Consider the following 20,768-nt stretch of genomic DNA (forward strand, 5'->3'; position numbering starts at 1 on the left):
TTGCGACGGTGCTGACACTGAGGCTCCAAGGCAGGGCGCGAAAGCCCTGAGATATTGATATCTGGCAGTTCTGAAGCGCTGAAGGTGTACGCGAACGCGGTGCTACTACCCTGCTGCTAGCCCCACCAACAAAAATGCCTGCATGGAGATGCAGGCATTTTTTGTTTCAGCTACTGCTGCAGCAAAGTGCAGCAGTCCGCGCAGCAATCAATCCCTCAACGCGGTGCCGTCGTCACCGGACCCGGCGGCAGCGCATCCAGCTCCGCCGGCATGCTGTTTTGCGGGTCCGGATCGAAACTGGCCCCAGGCGGCAACTCCATGCCCGGGTTGAGCAGCATCGAACCCGTGCGGAACATCGCCCCCGCATGCTCTCCCTCGCGGGTGCGCATGCCGCTGCGCAGGTACCGGTTGCGCTGTTCGTGGCGCGGCAGGTAGCGGGCCAGTTCCGTCAGCGCCATTTCGTAGACGCCGCGTTTGAACTCGACCACCACATCCAGTGGCACCCAATAGTCGTTCCAGCGCCAGGCGTCGAACTCCGGGTGGTTGGTCGCACGCAGGTTCAAGTCCCAGTCGTGGCCCATCAGTTGCAGCAGGTACCAGATTTGTTTCTGCCCTTTGTAGTGTCCGCGCGCATCGCGGCGTATGTACCGGTCAGGCACCTCGTAGCGCAACCAGTCCCGGGTGCGGGCCACCACGCGCACGTGATTGGGCAATAATCCCACCTCTTCATGCAGTTCTCGAAACATGGCCTGCTCGGGGGTTTCGCCCCGGTCAATGCCGCCCTGCGGGAACTGCCAGCTGTGGGTGCGTATGCGCTTGCCCCAGAACACCTGGTTCTTCTGGTTGAGCAGGATGATGCCGACGTTCGGCCGAAAGCCGTCCCGGTCAAGCATAATCAAACCCCAATTTTTAAACTGTGTCCATTATGCACGGCGCCTAGCGTGCGGCAAGTGGGCTGCTCCCTTCTGCCCGAAATCGATCCCGATGAAAGCCTCCCAGTTCTTTATTTCCACCTTGAAGGAAGCTCCGGCGGACGCCGAAGTGGTCAGCCACAAGCTCATGACGCGGGCGGGCATGATCAAGAAGCTCGGCGCGGGTATCTACAACTACATGCCGATGGGCCTTCGGGTGATCCGCAAGGTCGAGGCGATCGTGCGCGAAGAGATGAATCGCGCAGGCGCCGTGGAGCTGACCATGCCCGTGGTGCAGCCTGCCGAGTTCTGGCAGGAGACGGGCCGGTTCGACAAGATGGGCCCCGAGCTGCTGCGCATCCAGGACCGCCATGGCCGCGACTTTGTCGTGCAGCCCACCAGCGAAGAAGTGGTCACTGACATCGCTCGCCAGGAGCTCAAGAGCTACAAGCAGCTGCCCAAGAACTTCTATCAGATCCAGACCAAGTTCCGCGACGAGCGCCGTCCGCGCTTCGGCCTGATGCGCGGGCGCGAGTTCATCATGAAGGACGCCTACAGCTTCGACAAGGACCAGACGGCCGCCAAGGCCAGCTACCAGGTCATGGCCAAGGCCTACCGCCAGATCTTCGACCGCTTCGGCCTGACCTACCGCGCCGTGGCGGCCGACAGCGGCGCCATCGGGGGCGATTTGTCCGAAGAGTTCCAGGTGATCGCTGCCACCGGCGAAGACGCCATCGTCTACTGCCCTGCCAGCGACTACGCCGCCAACATGGAAAAGGCCGAGGCGCTGGCGCCTGCCGGCCCCCGCCCTGCACCTGCCAAGGCGATGGAAAAGACGCCCACGCCCGGCAAGGCCACCTGTGCCGACGTGGGCGAGCTGCTGTCCATGCCGCTCAGCAGCACCGTCAAGTCCCTGGTGCTGGCCACCGACGAAACCAACGACGCCGGCGAGATCGTGAAGAGCCAGGTCTGGCTGCTGCTGCTGCGCGGCGACCACGACATGAACGAGATCAAGGTCTCCAAGGTGCCGGGGCTGGAGGCCAACTTCCGCTTTGCCACGCTTACCGAGATCGAAGAGCACTTCGGCTGCAAGCCCGGCTATCTGGGCCCCATCGGTTTGAAGAAGCCTTTGAAGATCGTGGCAGACCGCGAAGTCGCCGTCATGGCCGACTGGATCTGCGGCGCCAACGAGGTGGACTTCCACATCACCGGCGTGAACTGGGGCCGCGACCTGCCCGAGCCCGACGCCATTGCCGACATCCGCAACGTCGTGGCGGGCGATCTGTCGCCCGACGGCAAGGGTGAGCTGGCCATCGAGCGCGGCATTGAGGTGGGCCACGTGTTCTACCTGGGCACCAAGTACAGCAAGGGCATGAACGCCACCTTCCTGGGCGACGACGGCAAGCCTGCGTTCTTCGAGATGGGCTGCTACGGCATCGGCGTCACGCGCCTGCCTGCGGCGGCCATCGAGCAGAACCACGACGAGCGCGGCATCATCTGGCCCGACGCGATTGCGCCGTTCACCCTGGTCATCTGCCCCGTGGGCATGGACCGCAGCGAGGCCGTCAAGGCCACGGCCGAGCAGCTTTATGCCGACCTGCTGGCTGCCGGTGTGGACGTGATCCTGGACGACCGCGGCGAGCGACCCGGCGCCATGTTCGCCGACTGGGAGCTGATCGGTGTGCCGCACCGCGTGACCATCGGGGACAAGAGCCTCAAGGAAGGCGTGGTCGAGTACCAGCACCGCCGCGATACGGCGGCCACCAAGGTGGCTGTGGCAGACATACTGGCCCACGTGAAGGGCCGCATGGCGCCATGAACCCGCGTTGGGTTGTCGATGCTGACGGCCTGCGCACCCCTGCAGAGGGGCTGTCGCAGGGCTTGTGCCAGGACGTGCCTCAAAACGTGTCTCAGAGCGTGCCGCAGGGTCTGTCGCGCCGTGGCTGGCTGATGGCGGCCTCGTCCCTGGCGGCGCCGGCAGGATGGCTGGCGGCGCCACAGGTGGCGCATGCGGGCGGGCAGCTGGAAGAGCCGCTCATGGACTCGGTGCGCAGCGCGCTCAGCTCGGCCATCGCCAACCACGCGCCGCCTGAGCCCGAGTTCTTCACCACCGAGGCCCGCATCCACTACCTGCGCTGGCTGGGCACCATGAGCGACCGGCTGCGCCGCCGCAAGCCTGAGTGGGAGATCCGCCGCGATTTTCTGCAGACCGTCTGGTACGAGTCCAAACGCGCGGGCCTGGATGTGTCGCTGGTGCTGGGCCTGGTGCAGGTCGAGAGCGCGTTTCGCAAGTTTGCCGTGTCCAGCGTGGGCGCGCGTGGCTACATGCAGGTCATGCCGTTCTGGACGCGCGTGATCGGCGACGGCGATGCCGGCAAGCTGTTCCACATGCAGACCAACCTGCGCTTTGGCTGCGTGATCCTGCGCCACTACGTGGACCGCGAGCGCGGCGACCTGTTCATGGCCCTGGGCCGCTACAACGGCAGCCGTGGGCGCTCGCCGTACCCGGATGCGGTGTTCGGCGCGCAGCGCAATTGGCTGTTCGGCGAAAAGCCGCAGCTGCCTGCGGGTTGAGCATCTGTGGAAAGTGGCCGGTGGTGGAGCTGGTTTATCGGGCTGGTGGACCCCGGACGATGATCGTTGGTCGTTGATCGTTGACAGCGGACTCACTACAAACTGGTTGCTATCGTATTTGTAGCTGCTGGCGCTTGCCTATCAAGCGGTAGCGGTCGATTTGATATCAATCCGGTCTGCCCAGCCGACTTGCGCACACCACGCCACACCCAAGGCCACCACGGTAGGACCGCACAAGCCTGCCGAGAACTACCTCACCGCCGCCGTCGATCCGCCATCCGCCTTGGCCGCGACCGGCGTTGCTGCCGGTGCCGACGCCAGGCTGGCATCGGCCTGCGGCACGCCCAGGCGCGACACCATCACCTGGTCGATGCGGTAGCTGTCCACGTCCAGCACCTCGAACTTGTAGCCGCCCCAGCTCACGCTGTCGGTGCGGCGCGGCACGCGGCGCAGCATCACCATCAAGAAGCCGGCCAGCGTCTCGTATTCGTCGGCATGGGGCAGCTCGTCGAGCGACAGCGCGTGCAGCACGTCCTGCACCGGCGTCACGCCGTCGATGAGCCACGAGTTTTCATCGCGGCGCACGATCTGCTCCTCGTCCGCCGGGCCCACCACCAGGTCGCCCATCACCGTGCTCATCACATCATTGAGGGTGACCACGCCCACCACCAGGCTGTACTCATTCACGATCAGCGCGAAATCCTCGTGCACCTGGCGGAACTGCTCCAGCACCTCGGACAGCGTGAGCCGGTCGGGCACGATGAGCACCTTGCGCACCAGGCTGTCGTCCGCCAGCGAGATGGGCTGGTTGTTCAGCACGCGCTGGAACAGGTCTTTCGCGTCCACATAGCCCACCACATGGTCGATGTCGCCCTCGCACACCGGGTAGGTCGAAAACGGCTCGGCTGCGATGCGCAGGCGGATGACGGAGTCGGGCTCGTCGCGCAGAAAGAACGCGATGCGGTCGCGCGGCGACATGGCGCTCGAGACCATGCGGGTATCGAGCTCGAACACGTTGGTGATGACCTGCTGCTCGCGCGCTGCCAGCACCCCCGCGCGGGCGCCGGCTTCCATCATGGCCAGGATGTCGTCGGACGTGATGCGGTCGTCCCGCAGCGACGACAGGCCCAGCACCCGAAACAGCGCATCCGCGCTGCGGCTGTAGAGCCACACCACCGGGCGCAGCAGCGTCATGCACCATGCCATGGGCTGTGCCAGGCGCACCACCATGCGTTCGGGCTCGGCCATGCCCAGGCGCTTGGGGAACAGGTCGGCGAACAGGATGAACAGCGACGTGATGACCGCGAATGACGCCAGGAACCCGGTGGTCTGCGCCGTCTTGTCCGAGAACCACAGCTCGAAGAGTGCGGTGAAGTGCGGGCTTAGAGCCCCCTCACCGACGATACCGCCCAGGATGGCCACCGCGTTCTGTCCCACCTGCACCACCGTGAAGTAGTCGCCCGGCTGCTCCTGCATGCGCAGCACGCGGTCCGCCCGTGAATCGCCCTCGTCCGCCATCTGCCGCAGGCGCAGCCGGCGTGCGGCCGCCAGCGAAATTTCGGCCATGGAAAAGAAGGCGCTGGCTGCAATCAGCAGCCCGATCACGAAGAGGCTTTGGGACAGGGTCATGGGAGGCAAGGGTGGCGCACGGCGCGGCGCTGCGGCCATCCGAGTGTATCTGCGCGCCCTGCAGCCGAAAACCCGTAGCTGCGCACGCAGCGCACGGGTAAACGTGCGCGGCCCCACCCAGGCCTCTGTGGGGCGCGCACCCGTCTGCGGCAGCGCGGGGCCCTGCCGCGCGGCCGCAGCGCGTTCAGTGCCTCCGCCTGCTACTGCATGAACCCGATGCGGTTGCGTGAGGCGGCGGCCCGGGGCATGTCGGCGACCTCGACCGTGGAGCGGCGGTCCAGCCGGGCGTTGCCAAAGCCGGTCATCAGCGCGCGGCGCATTTCGCGCGGCGGCATCTGGGCCAGGTGGTCCAGTACGTCGGCCTGTGGTTCGGGGTCGAGCAGCCGGCCCCAGTCGTGGCCGCTGCGGATGCCGGCATACAGGATGTTGGCTATGGCGCGCGCTTGGTCCAGCGTAGGAGCCTCCACCTCGAACACATTCATGCGGTTCAGGATCGGGTCCGGGATGCCGCGCGTGTCGTTGGCGGTGGTGATCCAGATCACCTGGCTGGCGTCGATGGCCACCTCGGCGAACTCGTCGGTGAAGCTCTGGGCCGTGTCGTGCTCCAGCAGGCTGTACAGCGCGCCCAGCGGGTCGTACTGCGCGTCCGTCGCGGCCTTGTCGATCTCGTCCACCACGATGACGGGGTTGGCGTACTCGCCCTCCACCAGGGCCTCGAACACCTTGCCGGGGCGGGCGCCCTTCCACTGCGCGGACGAGCCCGACAGCAGCCAGCCTGCGGTCATGGAGCTCATCGGCAGCAGGTTCATGCCCGTGCCCAGCAGCGCGGCCAGGTGCCGCGCAAAGTGCGTCTTGCCGATGCCGGGCGGGCCCAGCAGCAGCATGGGCGTGACCTCCAGGCCGTCGCTGCTGTCCTGCGCCAGCGCAACGTGGCGCCGCACGTCGTCCAGCACTTCGGTGAAGTTGGGCAACTGCTCGTACAGGCTGGCCATGTCGGGCACGCCCGACGGCTTGACCTGAAAGCGCTCCGGCCCGCGCTCCAGCATGCGTTCGTACACGGTGCGCAGGGTTTCGTATTCGCGCTGGTTGCCGGACTCCTGCAGCCGTGCAAGCTTGCGCTCGACGTCGCCGGGGTGGAACACATTGCGCATCTGGGCCACCGGCAAGCGCAGGGCGGGTGGCTGGGGAACAAGGCTATGGCTGGTCATTGCATGCTCCTTCGTGATGTGGGTCACGCAATCATTCAAGCACACAACATGCCCGCCGGAGCACCGGATAAGCCCCTGATCGGTGCGCTTGTTACCAGCGCTGTTGTAGCCGCGCAAAACCGGTCTGACCCGAAGCTGATGGGCACAAAGCAAAAGGCCGCCCGAAGGCGGCCTGTGCCGGCATGCGTGAAGGCATGCGATTGGGGACCATTGCGGCCGTTGCCGCCGTTGCCGCCGTTGCGGCCATTACGGCCCGGGTGCCCGGTGCGGCGCGGTGGCGTCAGCCCTCGGTGCCCAGCACCTGCTTGAGTTCGCCCGACTCGTACATCTCCATCATGATGTCTGAGCCGCCGATGAACTCGCCCTTGACGTACAGCTGCGGGATGGTGGGCCAGTTGCTGTATTCCTTGATGCCCTGGCGGATTTCCTCGTCTTCCAGCACGTTCACCGTGATCAGGCTCTTGGTGTCCACACCGCTGGCTTTGAGGATCTGGATGGCACGGCCGGAGAAGCCGCACATGGGGAAGCTGGCGTTGCCCTTCATGAAGAGCAGGATGTCGCTGGATTTGACGAGGGCGTCGATGCGTTGTTGGGTGTCGCTCATGGGATGTCCGTTAGGTTGAGGCGCAGATGGGCTGCATTATCCCAGTTTGACGGCGGAGTCGCGCGCCCGCATCAGCCTGCCAACTTTCGCAATGCGGTTTCCATTTTGGCCACCGCGGCCGCCTCGGTCTCCAGCTTCTTGAGCAGCACGTTGACCTTGTCCAGGCTGGCCTGCGTCGTGGCCTGCACGTTGGAGCCCACGAACGACACTTCCTTGGGGTTTTGCTCCACGTAGGTCACCAGCTCCATGGTGGCGGCCAGCATGCCTTGGGTGGCCGGCAGCAGCTGCAGCATCAGCGCGGCCAGCTGCGTGACGAGCTTGTCGAATGCCGCGTCGTACACCACCCGCAGGTCGTCCGGCTGGGTCAGCGCCTTCTTCGCCGCGTTCGCGCGGTCCAGGCGCGCCTGCACTTCCTTTTGCGCCTGGGGCAGGTGCGCCAGCAGCTCGTTGACCTGGGTGCGCTTGGCGATCAACTGCGGCAGCGTGCGCGTGTTCTGCAGCGCGTTCATCATGCGCGTCAGCGGGGCCTCGTTCATCTCCTGGTTGAAGGCGGTGATGATGTCGTAGTGCGCCGCGTACGCACCGAACGCCTTGCGTTGCTGCTCGTTCAGTTGGGGCACGGCCGCGCGCTGGGTGTTGAGCACGCGGGTCTGCAGGAATTCGATGAACGCCTTGCGCTCGCCGGGCTCGGAGCTGCACCCGTTCAAGGTCAGGGCGGCACCCAGGGAGAGGGCGCCCAGGCGGGTCAGGGCTGCGCGGCGGGAGGCGATGTCAAGCATGGTGTCTCGCAAATGAAACCGGCCCGGAATGCGGGCCGCAGAAGGTATGGGAAGGTGGCTGGGAGTGCCGTCAGGCAAGCAGGCACTCGGTGCGGTGGCGTAGCCCCGGCATCAGTGCTCCTTCGGTGCGAATGAGGCAGCACGAAGTTGCGATGTGGGGGCCTGTGATTATTGAATCGGCCGCGCCCGGCGTTCGGACCTCGTTTGTAACCATTGGTGGCTGGCGGTGGTTGGACGGAGTTGTGGGCGGCAGGGCCGCGCTCCATCCACGGCCGCCGCCAGGCCTCCCCCGTCACTACATCCAGCGCCCGCCCGAGCAGCGCTCGATGCCCGCCAGGTCCTGCCGGCTGCTGACCGCGGCAAAGCCCGTTGCGCGCAACAGATCACGCACCGCCTCGGCCTGGTCATACCCGTGCTCCAGCAGCAGCCACCCTCCTGCCACCAGATGCGCTGGCGCCTGGGCCACGATGGTCCGGATGTCCTCCAGCCCGTCTGCGCCGCTGGCCAGGGCCTGCAGGGGCTCGTGGGTCAGGGCGGCCAGGTGCGGGTCCTCTGCGGCGATGTAGGGCGGGTTGGAGACGATGGCGTCGAACACCACGCTGTCCAGGCCGGCCATCCAGTTGCCCTGCCGGAAGTGCACGGGCAGGCCCAGCCGGGTGGCGTTGGCCTGCGCCACGGCCAGGGCGTCGCTGCTGGCGTCCACCGCCAGCACCTGGGCGGTGGGGCGTTGGCTTTGCAGGGCCAGGGCGATGGCGCCGCTGCCCGTGCCCAGGTCCGCCAGCCGCGGTGCGGGCAGTGGGGCGATCAGCTCCAGGGCCCAGTCCACCAGCGTTTCGGTGTCGGGGCGCGGGTCCAGCACCCGCGCGTCCACCTGCAGCGCCAGACCGTAGAACTCCTTGCGGCCGGTGAGGTACGCCACGGGCTCGCCCGCCGCGCGGCGCTGGCACAGCGCGATGAACTGCGCCTGCGCGGCCTCATCGAGCTCATCGGTGTCGTGCGCCAGCAGCCAGGCGCGGCCTGCGTCGGGGCGGCCCAGCGTGTGCAGCAGCAGCAACTGGGCATCGATGCGGGCCAGGCCCAGGGTGTGAGCCTGGCTCAGGGCCTGGGCGAGGGTAGGGTGGGTGTGGATCACTATGATTTTGATAGCTGGGGGCGCTTTTCCGGCGTGCGGTAGGGCGGGTTTTTATTCATGCTTTAGCCCTGTGCTGCGGGGTGTGCCTGCGGGGTTGGCAGCTCAGGCCGCCGTTCCCATCTCCAGCTCTTCCAGTTGCTCGGCCTCGCGCGCATGGGCCAGGGCCTGCAGCACGTCGGCCAGGTCGCCTTCCATCACGTACAGCAGCTTGTACAGCGTGAGGTTGATGCGGTGGTCCGTCAGCCGCCCTTGCGGAAAGTTGTATGTGCGGATGCGGTCGCTGCGGTCGCCGCTGCCGATCAGGCCCTTGCGCAGCGCGGCCTCCTTGGCGGCGCGCTCGCTGCGGTCCTTTTCTTGAATCCGCGCCTGCAGCACCTGCAGCGCCTTGGCCTTGTTGGCGTGCTGGCTGCGGCCGTCCTGGCACTCGGCCACGATGCCGGTGGGCAAGTGCACCACACGCACGGCCGAATCGGTCTTGTTGATGTGCTGGCCGCCCGCGCCCGATGCACGGAAGGTGTCGATGCGCAGGTCCGCCGGGTTGATCTTGATGGCCTCGTGCTCGTCGGGCTCGGGCATCACGGCCACGGTGCAGGCGCTGGTGTGGATGCGGCCCTGCGTTTCGGTGGCGGGCACGCGCTGCACGCGGTGGCCGCCGGACTCGAATTTCAGCGCGCCGTACACACCGCTGCCGGAAGGGCCCGTGCCGGGCGCGCCCTCCACGCGGAGCACGATTTCCTTGTAGCCGCCCAGCTCGGACGCGTTCTCGCTCACGACCTCCACCTTCCAGCCCACGGTGGTGGCGTAGCGGGTGTACATGCGCGTCAGGTCGCCCGCGAACAGGGCCGATTCGTCGCCGCCCGTGCCCGCGCGGATTTCGACGAACGCGTTGCGCGCATCGTCCGGGTCCTTGGGCAGCAGCAGGCGCTGCAGTTCGTCTTCAAGCTGCAGCAGCTCGGCCTCGGCGCTGGTGATTTCTTCCTGCGCCATCTCGGCCATGTCGGGGTCGGCCAGCATCTCGCGCGCGCCGGCCAGGTCGGCCTCGCGCTGCTGGTAGCGGGCGTAGCGGCCGGCGATCTGCGTGACTTCGGCATGCTCGCGCGAAATGGTGCGGTACTGCGCCATGTCGCTCATGATGTCCTCGCGCGAGAGCAGGAAGTCGAGTTCGCCCAGGCGCTGCGCGTAGCGCTCCAGCTGGCTTCGGAGAAAGGGTTTCATGCGAGGAAGGTAAAAATGGGTTTGCTACTGATTTTGTAGCTGCTGGCGCTTGTCTATCAAGCGCTGAGGGCCGATTGGACTTGCAATCGGGGCGGGCTGTGCAGCGGGCGAGCGCCGCTACAACCCGTGCGGCGGCTTGGCTTGCGAGCGCAGGAACAGGCGCGAGACGGTCTGGGCCGTCTGGGCGCGCACCTCGGCGTCACCCGCCCGCAGCTCGGCCAGGGTGCCGTGCAGCATCTTTTGCGTGAGGCCGCGCGATAGCGCCTCCAGCACGGCGTCCACGTCCTCGCCCTTGGCCAGCAGCTTCTTGGCGCGGGCAATTTCCAGCGCGCGCCACTCGTCGGTCTGGGCGTTGAGCTGCTGGATCAGCGGCACCACGCCACCGGCCTCGCCCACGGGGCTGCGCAGCTCCATCCAGTGCATGAAGCTCTGCACGCCCGCGTCGATGATGGCTTCGGCCTGGGCCACGGCGGCCTGGCGGTTGGCCTGCGCCGTCTGCACCACGCTGGCCAGGTCGTCCACGGTGTACAGGTACACGTCGCCCAGCGCCTTGACCTCGGGCTCGATGTCGCGCGGCACGGCCAGGTCGACCATGAACATGGGGCGGTGGCGGCGCTTTTTGAGGGCACGCTCCACGGCGCCCAGGCCGATGATGGGCAGGCTGCTGGCTGTGCAGCTGATGACGGCGTCGAACTCGTGCAGGCGCTCAGGCAGGTCGGCCAGGCGCATCACCTCGCCGCCGAAGCGGGTGGCCAGCTTCTCACCGCGCTCGAGCGTGCGGTTGGCAATTGCGATCTGCTTGGGGTTCTTGGCTGCGAAGTGCGTGGCGCACAGCTCGATCATTTCGCCCGCGCCGACGAACAGCACGCGGATCTTGCCGAGGTCTTCGAACAGCTGGCTGGCCAGCCGCACCGAAGCGGCCGCCATGCTGATGCTGTGCGCGCCGATCTCGGTGCTGGTGCGCACCTCCTTGGCCACGGCAAAGCTGCGCTGGAACAGCTGGTTGAGCGTGGTGCCCAGGGCGCCGGCGGTTTCGGCGGCGCGCACGGCGTCCTTCATCTGGCCCAGGATCTGCGCCTCGCCCAGCACCATCGAGTCGAGCCCGCTGGCCACGCGGAAGGCATGGCGCGCGACCAGGCTGTCTTCCAGGGTGTAGGAGTGCGATCGCAGCAGCGCGGGGCTCACGCCGCCGCTTTGCGCCAGCCAGCCCAGCGTGTGGTCCAGCGCCGGGCCGGGCGTGGAGGTGGGGGCGGCGCAGTAAATTTCGGTGCGGTTGCAGGTGGAGATGATGGCGGTCTCCACCCCCGGATGGCGGCTCGTGCCGCCCAGCGACTGGCGCAGGCCCTGCAGCGTGGGCTCGATCTGATCGAGCGCGAACGCGAACCGGCCGCGCAGGTCGAGGGGCGCGGTGGTGTGGTTGATCCCGAGGGCCCAGACTGCCATAGCCGCCAATTATAAAATTGTTGGCTGGTGTAAGCAGCCTTGCTTGCCAAAGCCTTGATTTGGGTCAATTCCATGGGTCCCCTCGACATCTTCAACCACACGCTCAACTTCATGGCCCCGGCCGCTGCCGTGGCCCTGCTGCTGGTGCTGTGCGGCCGCCTGTTCGGTGCCAAGGGGACGGCGGCCATGGCCGGTTGGCGCCAAGTCGCTGTTGTTTTTGTGGTCGGCCTCGTGGTGCTGGGCGGCGGCCTGCTGGTGTGGGGCCGCGACGGAAAAATGCTGACCTATGCCGCGCTGGTGGTGGGTTGCGCGACCACGCAGTGGGTGCTGCTGCGCGGCTGGCGCTAAGGGCGCTCGCCAGGAGGCGCGGTCAGCCCAGCTTGTGCCGTGTCTGCAGCAGTCCCAGGCCCAGTGCGATGAAGGTTGCGCCCACGATGCGGTTGAACAGCTTGGCGTGCGCCACGACGTGGCCCTTCACCAGCGCGATCAGCGCCACGTAGAACGCGTGCGAGACCAGCGCCCAGACGGCGAAAGTTGTGGTCAGCAGCAGGTACTGCATCCACAGCGGCTCGCCGGGCACGATGAACTGCGGAAACAGGGCCGAGAAGAACAGGATGGCCTTGGGGTTGGTCAGCGACACGCCCAGGCCTTGTGCCAGCAGTTGCCAGTTCTTGCGCTCTCGCCGCTCCACAGGCGCCATGCCTGCATCGTTGCCGATCAGCGGGTCCTTGCTGCGCCAGCGCTTGATACCCAGCCAGATCAGGTACATCGCACCGACCACTTTCATGACCAGGAACGCATCCGCCGACATGCTGAGAATGGTCCCCATGCCGATCATCGCCAGCCCCGACACGGCGAAGATCCCGATCACGCTGCCCAGTGAGCTGAACACCGTCCGCCGTGGCCCGACGTCGACCGAGTTCGATACCGCCAGCAGCACGGCCGGGCCGGGCGTAAAACACATCAGCAGCGAGACGCCGCAAAACAGGAGCCAGTGGGCGAAGGTCATGGTGAGGGTGTTTCAGTGGCTGCGGACAGAGCGGTTTTTGGGGACGAGCGGGCAGCCCTTGCAACGGGTCGCTTGCGGGTAACACCCCGTGCCAGCCCCTGAAAGCCAGCCTAAGCTGCAAGCTTTCTGTTCAGCAACCCCAATAAGGAGATCTTCGCATGCGCCTGCGCACCTGCCTGGCTGTCGCCGCCCTGGCCTTTTTGTCGTCCGCAGCCGCCCTGGCCCAGGGCTTCCCGTCCAAGCCGATCCGCATCGTGGTGGGCTTTCCGGCCGGGGGGCCCCTCGACCAGCACGCGCGGTTGCTCACCGACAAGCTGCAGGCCGTGCTGGGCCAGCCGGTGCTGGTCGACTACAAGGCCGGCGCGGGCGGCACGGTGGGCGCGCAGGACGTGATGAAGGCCCCGCCGGACGGCCACACGCTCATGCTGGCCAACACCGGCGTGATGGTGATCAACCCGGCGCTGTACAGCCGCCTGCCGTACGCCACGCTCAAGGACTTCACGCCCATCGCGCGCACCGCCATGCAGCCGCTGGCGCTGCTGGTCAACACCAACGTGCCTGCCAAGAACCTGCAGGAGTTCATGGCGTACGCCAAGTCGCGCCCGGGGCAGGTCAACTTCGGCTCGGCGGGCAATGGCGGCATCAGCCACCTGGTGCCCGAGATGTTCAAGACCGCCACGGGCCTCTTCATGGTGCACATCCCGTACCGCGGCAGCGCACCGGCGTTCACCGACCTGATCGGCGGTCAGGTGCAGTTCATGGCCGAGAGCATTCCGCAGGCCGCCTCGTACCACAAGCAGGGCAAGGTGCGCGCCCTGGCCGTGACCAGCCGCGAGCGCAACCCCGCGCTGCCCGAGGTGCCCACCGTGATCGAAAGCGGCATCAAGGGCTTCGAGGTCGTGGGCTTCTACGGCTTCCTGGCCCCGGCCGGTACGCCCAAGGACGTGGTGGCCAAGCTCAGCGACGCGTTCGGCCAGGTGATGCAGTCGCCGGACGTGAAGAACCGCATGGTGAGCCAGGGCGCCGACCCGGCATTTCTGGGCTCGGAGGACTTTGCGAAGTTCCTGGCGAGTGAAATGCCGCGCTGGGCGGATGCGGTGAAGAAGTCCGGGGCGAAGCTGGATTAGGCAGAGGCCGTGGGGTCGTGCGTCCGCATGCGCATCCCCATCCCCATCCCCATCCGTCCACGCTGAGCCTGTCGAAGCGCCGCGCAAGGCTTCGACAAGCTCAGCCCGAACGGTGGGTGAGAAGGTTGGTGGGCTGGCGTGTTGGCAGTCAGGTCTGGAGGCTGTGCGCGGCTACCACCCAACCCAACCTCTCAACCATCCCATCACCCACCACCCGTTCACGCTGAGCCTGTCGAAGCGCAGCGCCAGGCCTCAGCAAACCCAGCCCCGCCAGCGTGTGATGTTGATGAAAAAAGCCGTCTACCGCGCATCCAGCAAGCGCAAATAGCTATGAATAATGTAGCAACTACCCCGGCGCACCCTGCTGCGGCTGCGGCACGCTGACCGTCGACAACGGGCCTGCAGCCGCCACCGGCGCATACGGCGCCACCGCCGTCGTGGCCGGTGGCGACAGCGCCAGCCCTGCGTCGCGCAGCGCGGCGAGGATGGTGAACAGCAGATCGCTGCGCACGCCGCCCGCGTTGCGCGGGTTGCTCACATAGCCGATGGCCAGAAAGGTCAGCGTGCCGTTCAGGATGCCTTCGAGCTGCACGATGGGCTCGGGGTTGTCCAGCACGCCCTCGTGCTCTTCAAAGGCTTTGAGGATCAGGTCGCGCATGCGCGCGGCGTCCGTGTCCAGCGGGGCGGGCAGGCGCAGCAGCACCCGGCCCGGCGCGCCGGCCAGCGTCATGTTGCGCACGGTCTTGGTGATGAACTCCGAGTTGGGCACGATGACGGTGGAGCGGTCGCCCAGCTGGATCTCGGTGGCGCGCACGTTCACGCGGCGCACGTCGCCTTCGGTCTCGCCCAGCACCACCCAGTCGCCTACCTTCACCGGGCGCTCGGCCAGCAGGATCAGGCCCGAGATGAAGTTCTGCACGATGGCCTGCAGTCCGAAGCCGATGCCCACCGACAGCGCGCTGGCCACCCACGCGATGCGCTCCACGCTGATGCCCAGGCCCGCCAGCGCCACCGCGATCACCAGCACGCCGCCCACGTAGCCCAGCAGCGTGACGATGGAGCTGCGCATGCCCGGCTCGAGCGAGGTGTTGGGAAAGTAGCGGTCGCTCAGCCAGCGCTTGAGCACGCGGATCATCAGCAGCCCCGCCACCACCACGGCCAGCGCGGTCAGCAGCGCCTGCGGCGCCAGCGTGATGTCGCCCACCTTGAGGCTGTGGTCCACGGTGCTGCCCCGGCGAAAGACCTCATCGAACCCGGTGCCGAACGGCGCCATGAGCGCGATCACCATGTAGAAGAACAGCGCCACGCGCAGCACGCCCGACACCAGCACGGAGGCTTGGTCGAGCAGCTTGGCATCGAGCCCCAGGCCCTTGTGCAGCCGCTCGCCGAAGCCGCCCTTGGACGACAGCACGGCCTCGCACACGTCGTCCGCCAGCTGGAACAAGAGGTAGGTGGTGGCGAACACCACGCCCGTCCACAGCATCTGCCGCGTGAGCGTGCCGGCCAGCGCGACATAGCCGAACACCACCAGCAGCACCGTGGCCAGCGTGGCCACGCCCGCCGCAGCCACCAAGAGGCCGACCCAGATCGGGCGGGGGGGCGCATCGGCAGGAGGGGCTGCGCCGTCGGCCGCGTGGCTGGCGTCCTGCTGCGCTGCATCCGCCGCCACAGGCCCGCCGGGGCTGGCGCGCAGGTGGCGCAGCGCCAGGGCCACGATGGCCGAGAGCAGCAGGGCCGTGGCCGCGTGCACGGTGACCTCGGCCGCCAGGCTCGCGCCCACGATGCCGTTGACCTCGTTCACCACGCCGCTGGCCGATGCCACGATGGCCACCGACCAGGGGTAGGGGCTCAGCCGCCGCGCCAGCTCGTCCGACAGGCCCGGCAGGCGCCAGGAGCTGCGCTTGCGCGCCAGCAGCGCATGCCCCAGCCCGACGATGAAGGCCGCGAACACCGCCTGCCGCACGGTGGCCTGTGCCAGCGCCCGCAGGCGGTCGTTGAAGTTGCCGTCCACCTCCAGCCCCGTCCAGGCCAGCTGGGCCGCCATGCCGATGATGAGCACATAGACCAGCACCGAGGTGGAGGCCAGCAGCGAGCGGCGCAGCCGCCCCGCCGGCAGCCGCGCGGGCGCCAGGCGCACCAGCACGCGCTCGGCCAGCCAGGTGCCGGCCACGGCCAGCAGCACGGCGCCGATGAGGCTCAGCCAGAAGACCGAGCGGTGCTCCGGGGCCAGGGCCACGGCGGTCGCGTCGCGCAGGTCGTTGCCCAGCAGCTGCAGCCGGGCGAGGTCGCCTGGTGCCGCGTTGCGCAGTGCGCGCCAGAAGGTGCTGCCCAGTGGCGAATCGGTGCGTGTGGTGAGGGCGGCCTGGAACTGCTCGCGCCGCTGGCGCAGCAGTTCGGTGCCGCGCTGCTCGGCATCCACGCTGATGAGGCGCGCGAGCTTGAGATCGCCGTCCACCACCGCGCGCTGCTTGCCCAGGCTGGCGCGCTGCTCGGCCACGTCCGGGGCGTCGGGCGTGGCGCCTTTCTCGGGCGCGGGGCCCAGGCCCGACAGGCGCGAGTCGATGTCGGCCAGCTCTTCGGTGCGGCGGGTGGTCAGTTGCTCCGCCGCCTTGCCGATGGCGTTGACGTCGGACAGCAGCTTGCGCCCGTCGTCCTCTTCGCCCAGCTTTTGCGGTATGGCGTCGAGCTGCCGGCGCAGCTCGTCCACCGTGGGCAGCGGTACCTCTGCAGCGGCCGGTTTGCTGGCGGTGGTGGCGGCCGCGGGGGCGGCTTTGGTCTGTCCCTGCGCGTTGGCGGTGGTGGCGGCAGTGCCCATCGCGCCCGCCAGGCACAGCATGGCGATCAGGCGGGGCAGGCACCAGCGCCAGACAGCGGCCCGGCGTTGGTGGGCGGGTAACTCCCCGTGCGGCCGCGCAGGCTCGGTGGCCGCCGTCATTGTCGCGGTGGGTTGTTGGGTGGTGGCAGCGGCAGCGCGCGGGCGAAGGGTGGCCGCAGCGGCACGGCGCAGGAAAAGCAGTGGCATCCGCCGATTGTCGGCGGCAGGCGGTGCAGCGGGGTTAACAAACTGTAGGCCGCCGCCAAAGCTGCCCGTGGGCCAGGGCCGCAGCGGGCCCGGCCACACCGTCGCGCCGAACGGGAAAAGCGATCAGCCCGCCGGGCTGAACAAATCCACCCGGTCGGTGATGATGCCGTCGGTGCCCAGGTCGATCAGGCGCTGCGCGGCCCAGTCGTCGTTGACGGTGTAGCTCAGCGTGCGCAGGCCAGAGCCCTTTACCTGGGCCACGAGGGCGTGGTCCCACAGCGCGTGGTTGCACACGATGGCCACGCAGCCCAGGTCACGGGCCACGTCGAAGCAGCCGTCCCACAGCGTGTCGAGCAGCAGGGCGCGCGGGATGTGCGGCGCGGTGGCGCGGGCGCCGGCCAGGGCGTCGGGCTTGAAGGACGAGAACAGCGGCTGCACGGCCTGGCCCTGCCAGAGGCGGGCCGACAGTTCGCCGACCACCTGCCCGGTTTTTTCTTCGAGCCCGGGCGTGGGCTTGATCTCGATATTGAGGAAATAGCCGTTGGCGATGCAGTAGCGGGCCAGGTTCTCCAGCGTGGGCAGCGGCTCGCCGGCGTGAGCGCGTGAATGCCAGCCGCCCGCATCGAGCTGGGCCAGTGCACTCCACGGCAGGTCGCCACCGGTGCCGTGGCCATTGGTGGTGCGCTCCAGCGTGGCGTCGTGCATGAGGAACGGCACGCCGTCGGCGCTGAGCTTGGCATCGCACTCGAACATGCGGTAGCCGTGCTGCGCGCCCAGGCGGAAGGCCGCCAGCGTGTTCTCGGGTGCCAGCTTGCCGGCGCCGCGGTGGGCGATCCAGCGGGGGTAGGGCCAGGGGGTGGTCATCGTCGTAGGGGCGGGTGGTGGACGTGGCGATTGGCGGTGCGCGGCGCGCTGGTGCGGAGCCTTGCGCGGGCGCCGGGACTTGGGGCGCTTCCCTTGCGGCAACCCCATGGGCCGCAAAAAGGAAAGGGCGGCTGAACGTCTGCGCGGCCACAAGGCAGGCCGCGCAGCCGCTCAGGAGCGCATCACGGAATGCGTTTTCCGGTGGTGGCGTCGAACGCGTGCAGGCGGTCGGCGCGGGGCTGCACGTAGATCAGCGAATCCGGGGCGGGCGAGTGCGTGCCTTCTTCCACCCGCACGATGATCTGCTCGCCGTTGATGCGGCCGTAGATCAGGCGTTCAGCGCCCAGCAGTTCCACGGTCTCGACCTTGATCTCCCAGCCGTCGCTGCGCACGTCCAGGTGCTCGGGGCGGATGCCCAGGATGGTGCCGGGCGCGGCGCTGGGCGCGTTCTTGAGCAGGTTCATCGGCGGCGAGCCGATGAAGCTGGCCACGAAGGTGGAGGCGGGCGTGTGGTAGACCTCTTCGGGCGTGCCGAACTGCTCCATGTTGCCGGCGTTCATCACGATCATGCGCTCGGCCAGGGTCATGGCCTCGACCTGATCGTGGGTCACGAACAGGCTGGTGATACCGAGCTCGCGGTGCAGCTTTTGGATTTCGAGGCGGGTCTGGGCGCGCAGCTTGGCGTCCAGGTTGGACAGCGGCTCGTCGAACAGGAACACCTGGGGCTGGCGCACGATGGCACGGCCCATGGCCACGCGCTGGCGCTGGCCGCCCGACAGCTCGCGCGGCTTGCGCTCGAGCAGGTGGCCCAGCTCCAGAATCTTGGCGGCCTTGTCCACGCGCGCCTTGATCTCTTCCTTGGGCACCTTGGCGATCTTCAGGCCATAGGCCATGTTCTCGAAGTTCGTCATGTGCGGGTACAGCGCGTAGTTCTGGAACACCATCGCGATGTCGCGCTGGGCGGGTTCCAGGTCGTTCACGACGCGGTCGCCGATGCGCAGCTCGCCGCCGGAGATTTCTTCCAGGCCCGCGACCATGCGCAGCAGGGTGGACTTGCCGCAGCCCGAGGGGCCGACGATCACGATGAATTCACCGTCCTTGACCTCGGCGTTCACGCCGTGGATGACCTGGTTGGCCTTGGGGCCGGTGCCGTAGCGCTTGACGATGTTGCGAAGGGATATGGATGCCATTTTGCTATTGAATTGGTAGCTGCTAGCGCAGATGTATGAAGCGGTAGGGGCTGTTTTGTCTTTACTTTTCGGTGTCCACGAGGCCCTTGACGAACCAGCGCTGCATCACCACGACCACGAAGGCCGGGGGCAGCATGGCCAAAAGAGCGGTGGCCATCACGATGTTCCACTCGTTGCCCGCGTCGCCGCCGGCGAGCATGCGCTTGATGCCGATCACCACGGGGTACATGTCTTCGGATGTGGTCACGAGCAGCGGCCACAGGTACTGGTTCCAGCCGTAGATGAACTGGATCACGAACAGCGCAGCGATGGACGTGCGCGACAGCGGCACCAGGATGTCCTTGAAGAAGCGCATGGGGCCTGCGCCGTCCACGCGGGCGGCCTCGACCAGCTCGTCGGGCACCGTGAGGAAGAACTGCCGGAACAGGAACGTGGCCGTGGCCGACGCGATCAGCGGCACCGTCAGGCCCGCATAGCTGTTGAGCATGCCCAGGTCCGACACCACTTGGTACGTGGGGCCGATGCGCACTTCCACCGGCAGCATCAGCGTGATGAAGATGAGCCAGAAGCAGATGCCCTTGAACGGGAAGCGGAAGTACACGATGGCGAACGCCGACAGCAGCGAGATCGCGATCTTGCCCACGGTGATGACCATGGCGGTGACGAAGCTCACCCACATCATGCGGGCCACCGGGGCCGTGGAGCCTGCGCCAGAGCCGCCGCCGAACAGGGCGTCGTGGTAGGTCTGCCAGAAGTTGCCGCCGGGCACCATGGGCATGGGCACCTGCACGATGTCCTGCGCGGTGTGGGTGGAGGCGACGAACGCCAGGTACAGCGGGAAGCCGACGATGATCACGCCCAGCACCATGATGAGGTGCGAGAACGCGGTGAGATAAGGACTGCGCTCTACCATGCGAGGGCTCCAGGAGAGAGGGGCGATGAAGAAGACATGCGTGAATCAAGGGGCGCCAATGCGCGTGCCACCGCGGAACCGGCTTTGCCGGGCCGCTGGAGGCGCCCCCTCGAGGGGGAGGCGCCAAAGGCGCTTCGGGGGGGAGTCATCTAGTACTGCACTTTCTTCTCGACGTAGCGGAATTGGATGACTGTCAGCACGACGACGATGACCATCAGCACCACCGACTGCGCGGCCGAGCCGCCCATGTCCATGGCCTTGAAGCCGTCGTGGTACACCTTGTAGACCAGGATCGCGGTGTCGCGCCCCGGGCCGCCCTGCGTGGTCGAATCCACGATGGCGAAGGTGTCGAAGAAGGCATACACCACGTTGATCACCAGCAGGAAGAACGTGGTGGGCGACAGCAGCGGGAACTGGATGCTCCAGAACCGGCGCCACGGGCCGGCACCATCAATCGAAGCCGCCTCGATCAGCGACTTGGGGATGGACTGCAAGCCTGCCAGGAAGAACAGGAAGTTGTAGGAGATCTGCTTCCACACCGCGGCGATCACGATCAGCGACATCGCGTGGTCGGAGTTGAGCATGTGGTTCCAGTTGAACCCCGACTGGCGCAGCATGTACGCCACCACGCCCAGCGAGGGCGAGAACATGAACATCCACAGCACGCCGGCCACGGCGGGTGCCACGGCGTAGGGCAGCAGCAGCGCCGTCTTGTAGACGAGCGCGCCCTTGATGATGCGGTCGGCAAAGATCGCCAGCATCAGCGACAGGCCGATGCCCACCACCGCCACCAGGATCGAGAAGAACGCCGTGGTCTTGAACGATGCGAGGTAGCCCGGGTCTTCGAACAGGTTCTTGAAGTTGTCGAAGCCCACCCATTCCGTGGACATGCCGAAGCTGTCCTGCATCTGGAACGATTGCACCAGGGCCTGGCCGGCTGGCCAGAAGAAGAAGACGCTGATGATGGCCAGCTGGGGTGCTATGAGCACCCAGGGCAGCCATGCGGAGCGAAAAAGAACGCGTTTTTCCATGTCCAGACTCTTAAAAATTCCCCCCGCGCTCCACCGCCGCTCTTGGGGGGCTGCCCTGTTACCGGGCAGATTCTTGCCGCGGGAAGCCCTGCCGGCAAAAAAGACAACCCGCCGCCC

18 protein-coding genes are annotated in these 20,768 nt (G+C 67.2%); 4 read left to right on the forward strand and 14 right to left on the reverse strand.

Going from position 1 to position 20,768, the window contains the following annotated elements:
• Positions 1-215: 215 nt before the first annotated feature.
• A complete protein-coding gene (locus ASF16_RS00130) occupies positions 216-893 on the reverse strand; it encodes an RNA pyrophosphohydrolase (protein WP_056161269.1) in 678 nt (225 codons plus the stop codon).
• Positions 894-984: 91 nt separating this feature from the next.
• On the opposite strand from ASF16_RS00130, the gene ASF16_RS00135 reads away from it, so the two are divergent.
• Together ASF16_RS00135 and ASF16_RS00140 are read left to right on the forward strand one after the other, a co-directional pair.
• Positions 985-2,730, forward strand: coding sequence for a proline--tRNA ligase (locus ASF16_RS00135; protein ID WP_056161272.1), 1,746 nt, complete (start codon positions 985-987; stop codon positions 2,728-2,730).
• Between the two features lie 131 nt (positions 2,731-2,861).
• The gene (locus ASF16_RS00140) at positions 2,862-3,485 is read left to right on the forward strand and encodes a lytic transglycosylase domain-containing protein (RefSeq protein WP_235507234.1); all 624 of its coding nucleotides are present in this window, start codon (positions 2,862-2,864) and stop codon (positions 3,483-3,485) included.
• A gap of 249 nt (positions 3,486-3,734) precedes the next feature.
• Here the strand turns inward: ASF16_RS00140 and ASF16_RS00145 are convergent, their stop codons facing one another.
• The 7 genes from ASF16_RS00145 to hemA form a co-directional block, all read right to left on the reverse strand.
• Positions 3,735-5,114 carry a hemolysin family protein gene (locus tag ASF16_RS00145; RefSeq protein ID WP_056161274.1) on the reverse strand — a complete coding sequence of 460 codons (1,380 nt, stop codon included), beginning with the start codon at positions 5,112-5,114 and terminating at the stop codon, positions 3,735-3,737.
• A gap of 200 nt (positions 5,115-5,314) precedes the next feature.
• Positions 5,315-6,322 (reverse strand): AAA family ATPase, encoded by a 1,008-nt coding sequence (locus tag ASF16_RS00150; protein WP_056161275.1) that lies wholly within the window; start codon positions 6,320-6,322, stop codon positions 5,315-5,317.
• A gap of 280 nt (positions 6,323-6,602) precedes the next feature.
• Positions 6,603-6,926 (reverse strand): Grx4 family monothiol glutaredoxin, encoded by a 324-nt coding sequence (gene grxD, locus ASF16_RS00155; RefSeq protein WP_056161277.1) that lies wholly within the window; start codon positions 6,924-6,926, stop codon positions 6,603-6,605.
• Between the two features lie 71 nt (positions 6,927-6,997).
• The gene (locus ASF16_RS00160; RefSeq protein WP_056161279.1) at positions 6,998-7,705 is read right to left on the reverse strand and encodes a DUF3053 family protein; all 708 of its coding nucleotides are present in this window, start codon (positions 7,703-7,705) and stop codon (positions 6,998-7,000) included.
• A gap of 295 nt (positions 7,706-8,000) precedes the next feature.
• Positions 8,001-8,837, reverse strand: a complete 837-nt coding sequence (gene prmC, locus ASF16_RS00165) for a peptide chain release factor N(5)-glutamine methyltransferase (RefSeq protein ID WP_056161281.1) — start codon at positions 8,835-8,837, stop codon at positions 8,001-8,003.
• 102 nt (positions 8,838-8,939) lie between these two features.
• Positions 8,940-10,052, reverse strand: coding sequence for a peptide chain release factor 1 (gene prfA, locus ASF16_RS00170; protein ID WP_056161283.1), 1,113 nt, complete (start codon positions 10,050-10,052; stop codon positions 8,940-8,942).
• A 117-nt stretch (positions 10,053-10,169) separates the two neighbouring features.
• Entirely contained in the window at positions 10,170-11,495 is a 1,326-nt protein-coding gene (gene hemA / locus ASF16_RS00175; RefSeq protein WP_056161285.1) for a glutamyl-tRNA reductase, read from the reverse strand.
• A 72-nt stretch (positions 11,496-11,567) separates the two neighbouring features.
• Here hemA and ASF16_RS00180 point away from each other — a divergent pair, with 72 nt between their 5' ends.
• Positions 11,568-11,843 carry a hypothetical protein gene (locus ASF16_RS00180; RefSeq protein ID WP_056161288.1) on the forward strand — a complete coding sequence of 92 codons (276 nt, stop codon included), beginning with the start codon at positions 11,568-11,570 and terminating at the stop codon, positions 11,841-11,843.
• Between the two features lie 22 nt (positions 11,844-11,865).
• On the opposite strand, the gene ASF16_RS00185 is transcribed toward ASF16_RS00180, so the two are convergent.
• Positions 11,866-12,504: a LysE family translocator gene (locus ASF16_RS00185; protein ID WP_056161290.1), complete on the reverse strand. Its 639-nt coding sequence runs from the start codon at positions 12,502-12,504 to the stop codon at positions 11,866-11,868.
• A 158-nt stretch (positions 12,505-12,662) separates the two neighbouring features.
• Here ASF16_RS00185 and ASF16_RS00190 point away from each other — a divergent pair, with 158 nt between their 5' ends.
• Complete coding sequence (locus ASF16_RS00190; RefSeq protein ID WP_056161293.1) at positions 12,663-13,631, forward strand: tripartite tricarboxylate transporter substrate binding protein; 969 nt, start codon at positions 12,663-12,665, stop codon at positions 13,629-13,631.
• Between the two features lie 346 nt (positions 13,632-13,977).
• Here the strand turns inward: ASF16_RS00190 and ASF16_RS00195 are convergent, their stop codons facing one another.
• From ASF16_RS00195 to ugpA, 5 genes are all read right to left on the reverse strand, one after another.
• On the reverse strand, positions 13,978-16,467 hold the full coding sequence (locus tag ASF16_RS00195) for a DUF3772 domain-containing protein (RefSeq protein WP_056162440.1): 2,490 nt from the start codon (positions 16,465-16,467) through the stop codon (positions 13,978-13,980).
• Positions 16,468-16,776: 309 nt separating this feature from the next.
• Positions 16,777-17,517 (reverse strand): glycerophosphodiester phosphodiesterase, encoded by a 741-nt coding sequence (gene ugpQ, locus ASF16_RS00200; protein ID WP_056161295.1) that lies wholly within the window; start codon positions 17,515-17,517, stop codon positions 16,777-16,779.
• Between the two features lie 182 nt (positions 17,518-17,699).
• Entirely contained in the window at positions 17,700-18,707 is a 1,008-nt protein-coding gene (locus ASF16_RS00205; RefSeq protein WP_056161297.1) for a sn-glycerol-3-phosphate import ATP-binding protein UgpC, read from the reverse strand.
• Between the two features lie 61 nt (positions 18,708-18,768).
• The gene (gene ugpE / locus ASF16_RS00210; RefSeq protein WP_056161299.1) at positions 18,769-19,620 is read right to left on the reverse strand and encodes a sn-glycerol-3-phosphate ABC transporter permease UgpE; all 852 of its coding nucleotides are present in this window, start codon (positions 19,618-19,620) and stop codon (positions 18,769-18,771) included.
• A gap of 149 nt (positions 19,621-19,769) precedes the next feature.
• Positions 19,770-20,651, reverse strand: a complete 882-nt coding sequence (ugpA, locus tag ASF16_RS00215) for a sn-glycerol-3-phosphate ABC transporter permease UgpA (protein ID WP_056161301.1) — start codon at positions 20,649-20,651, stop codon at positions 19,770-19,772.
• Positions 20,652-20,768: the final 117 nt, after the last annotated feature.

The organism is Acidovorax sp. Leaf78 (assembly GCF_001422735.1).
GTDB lineage: Bacteria > Pseudomonadota > Gammaproteobacteria > Burkholderiales > Burkholderiaceae_C > Acidovorax.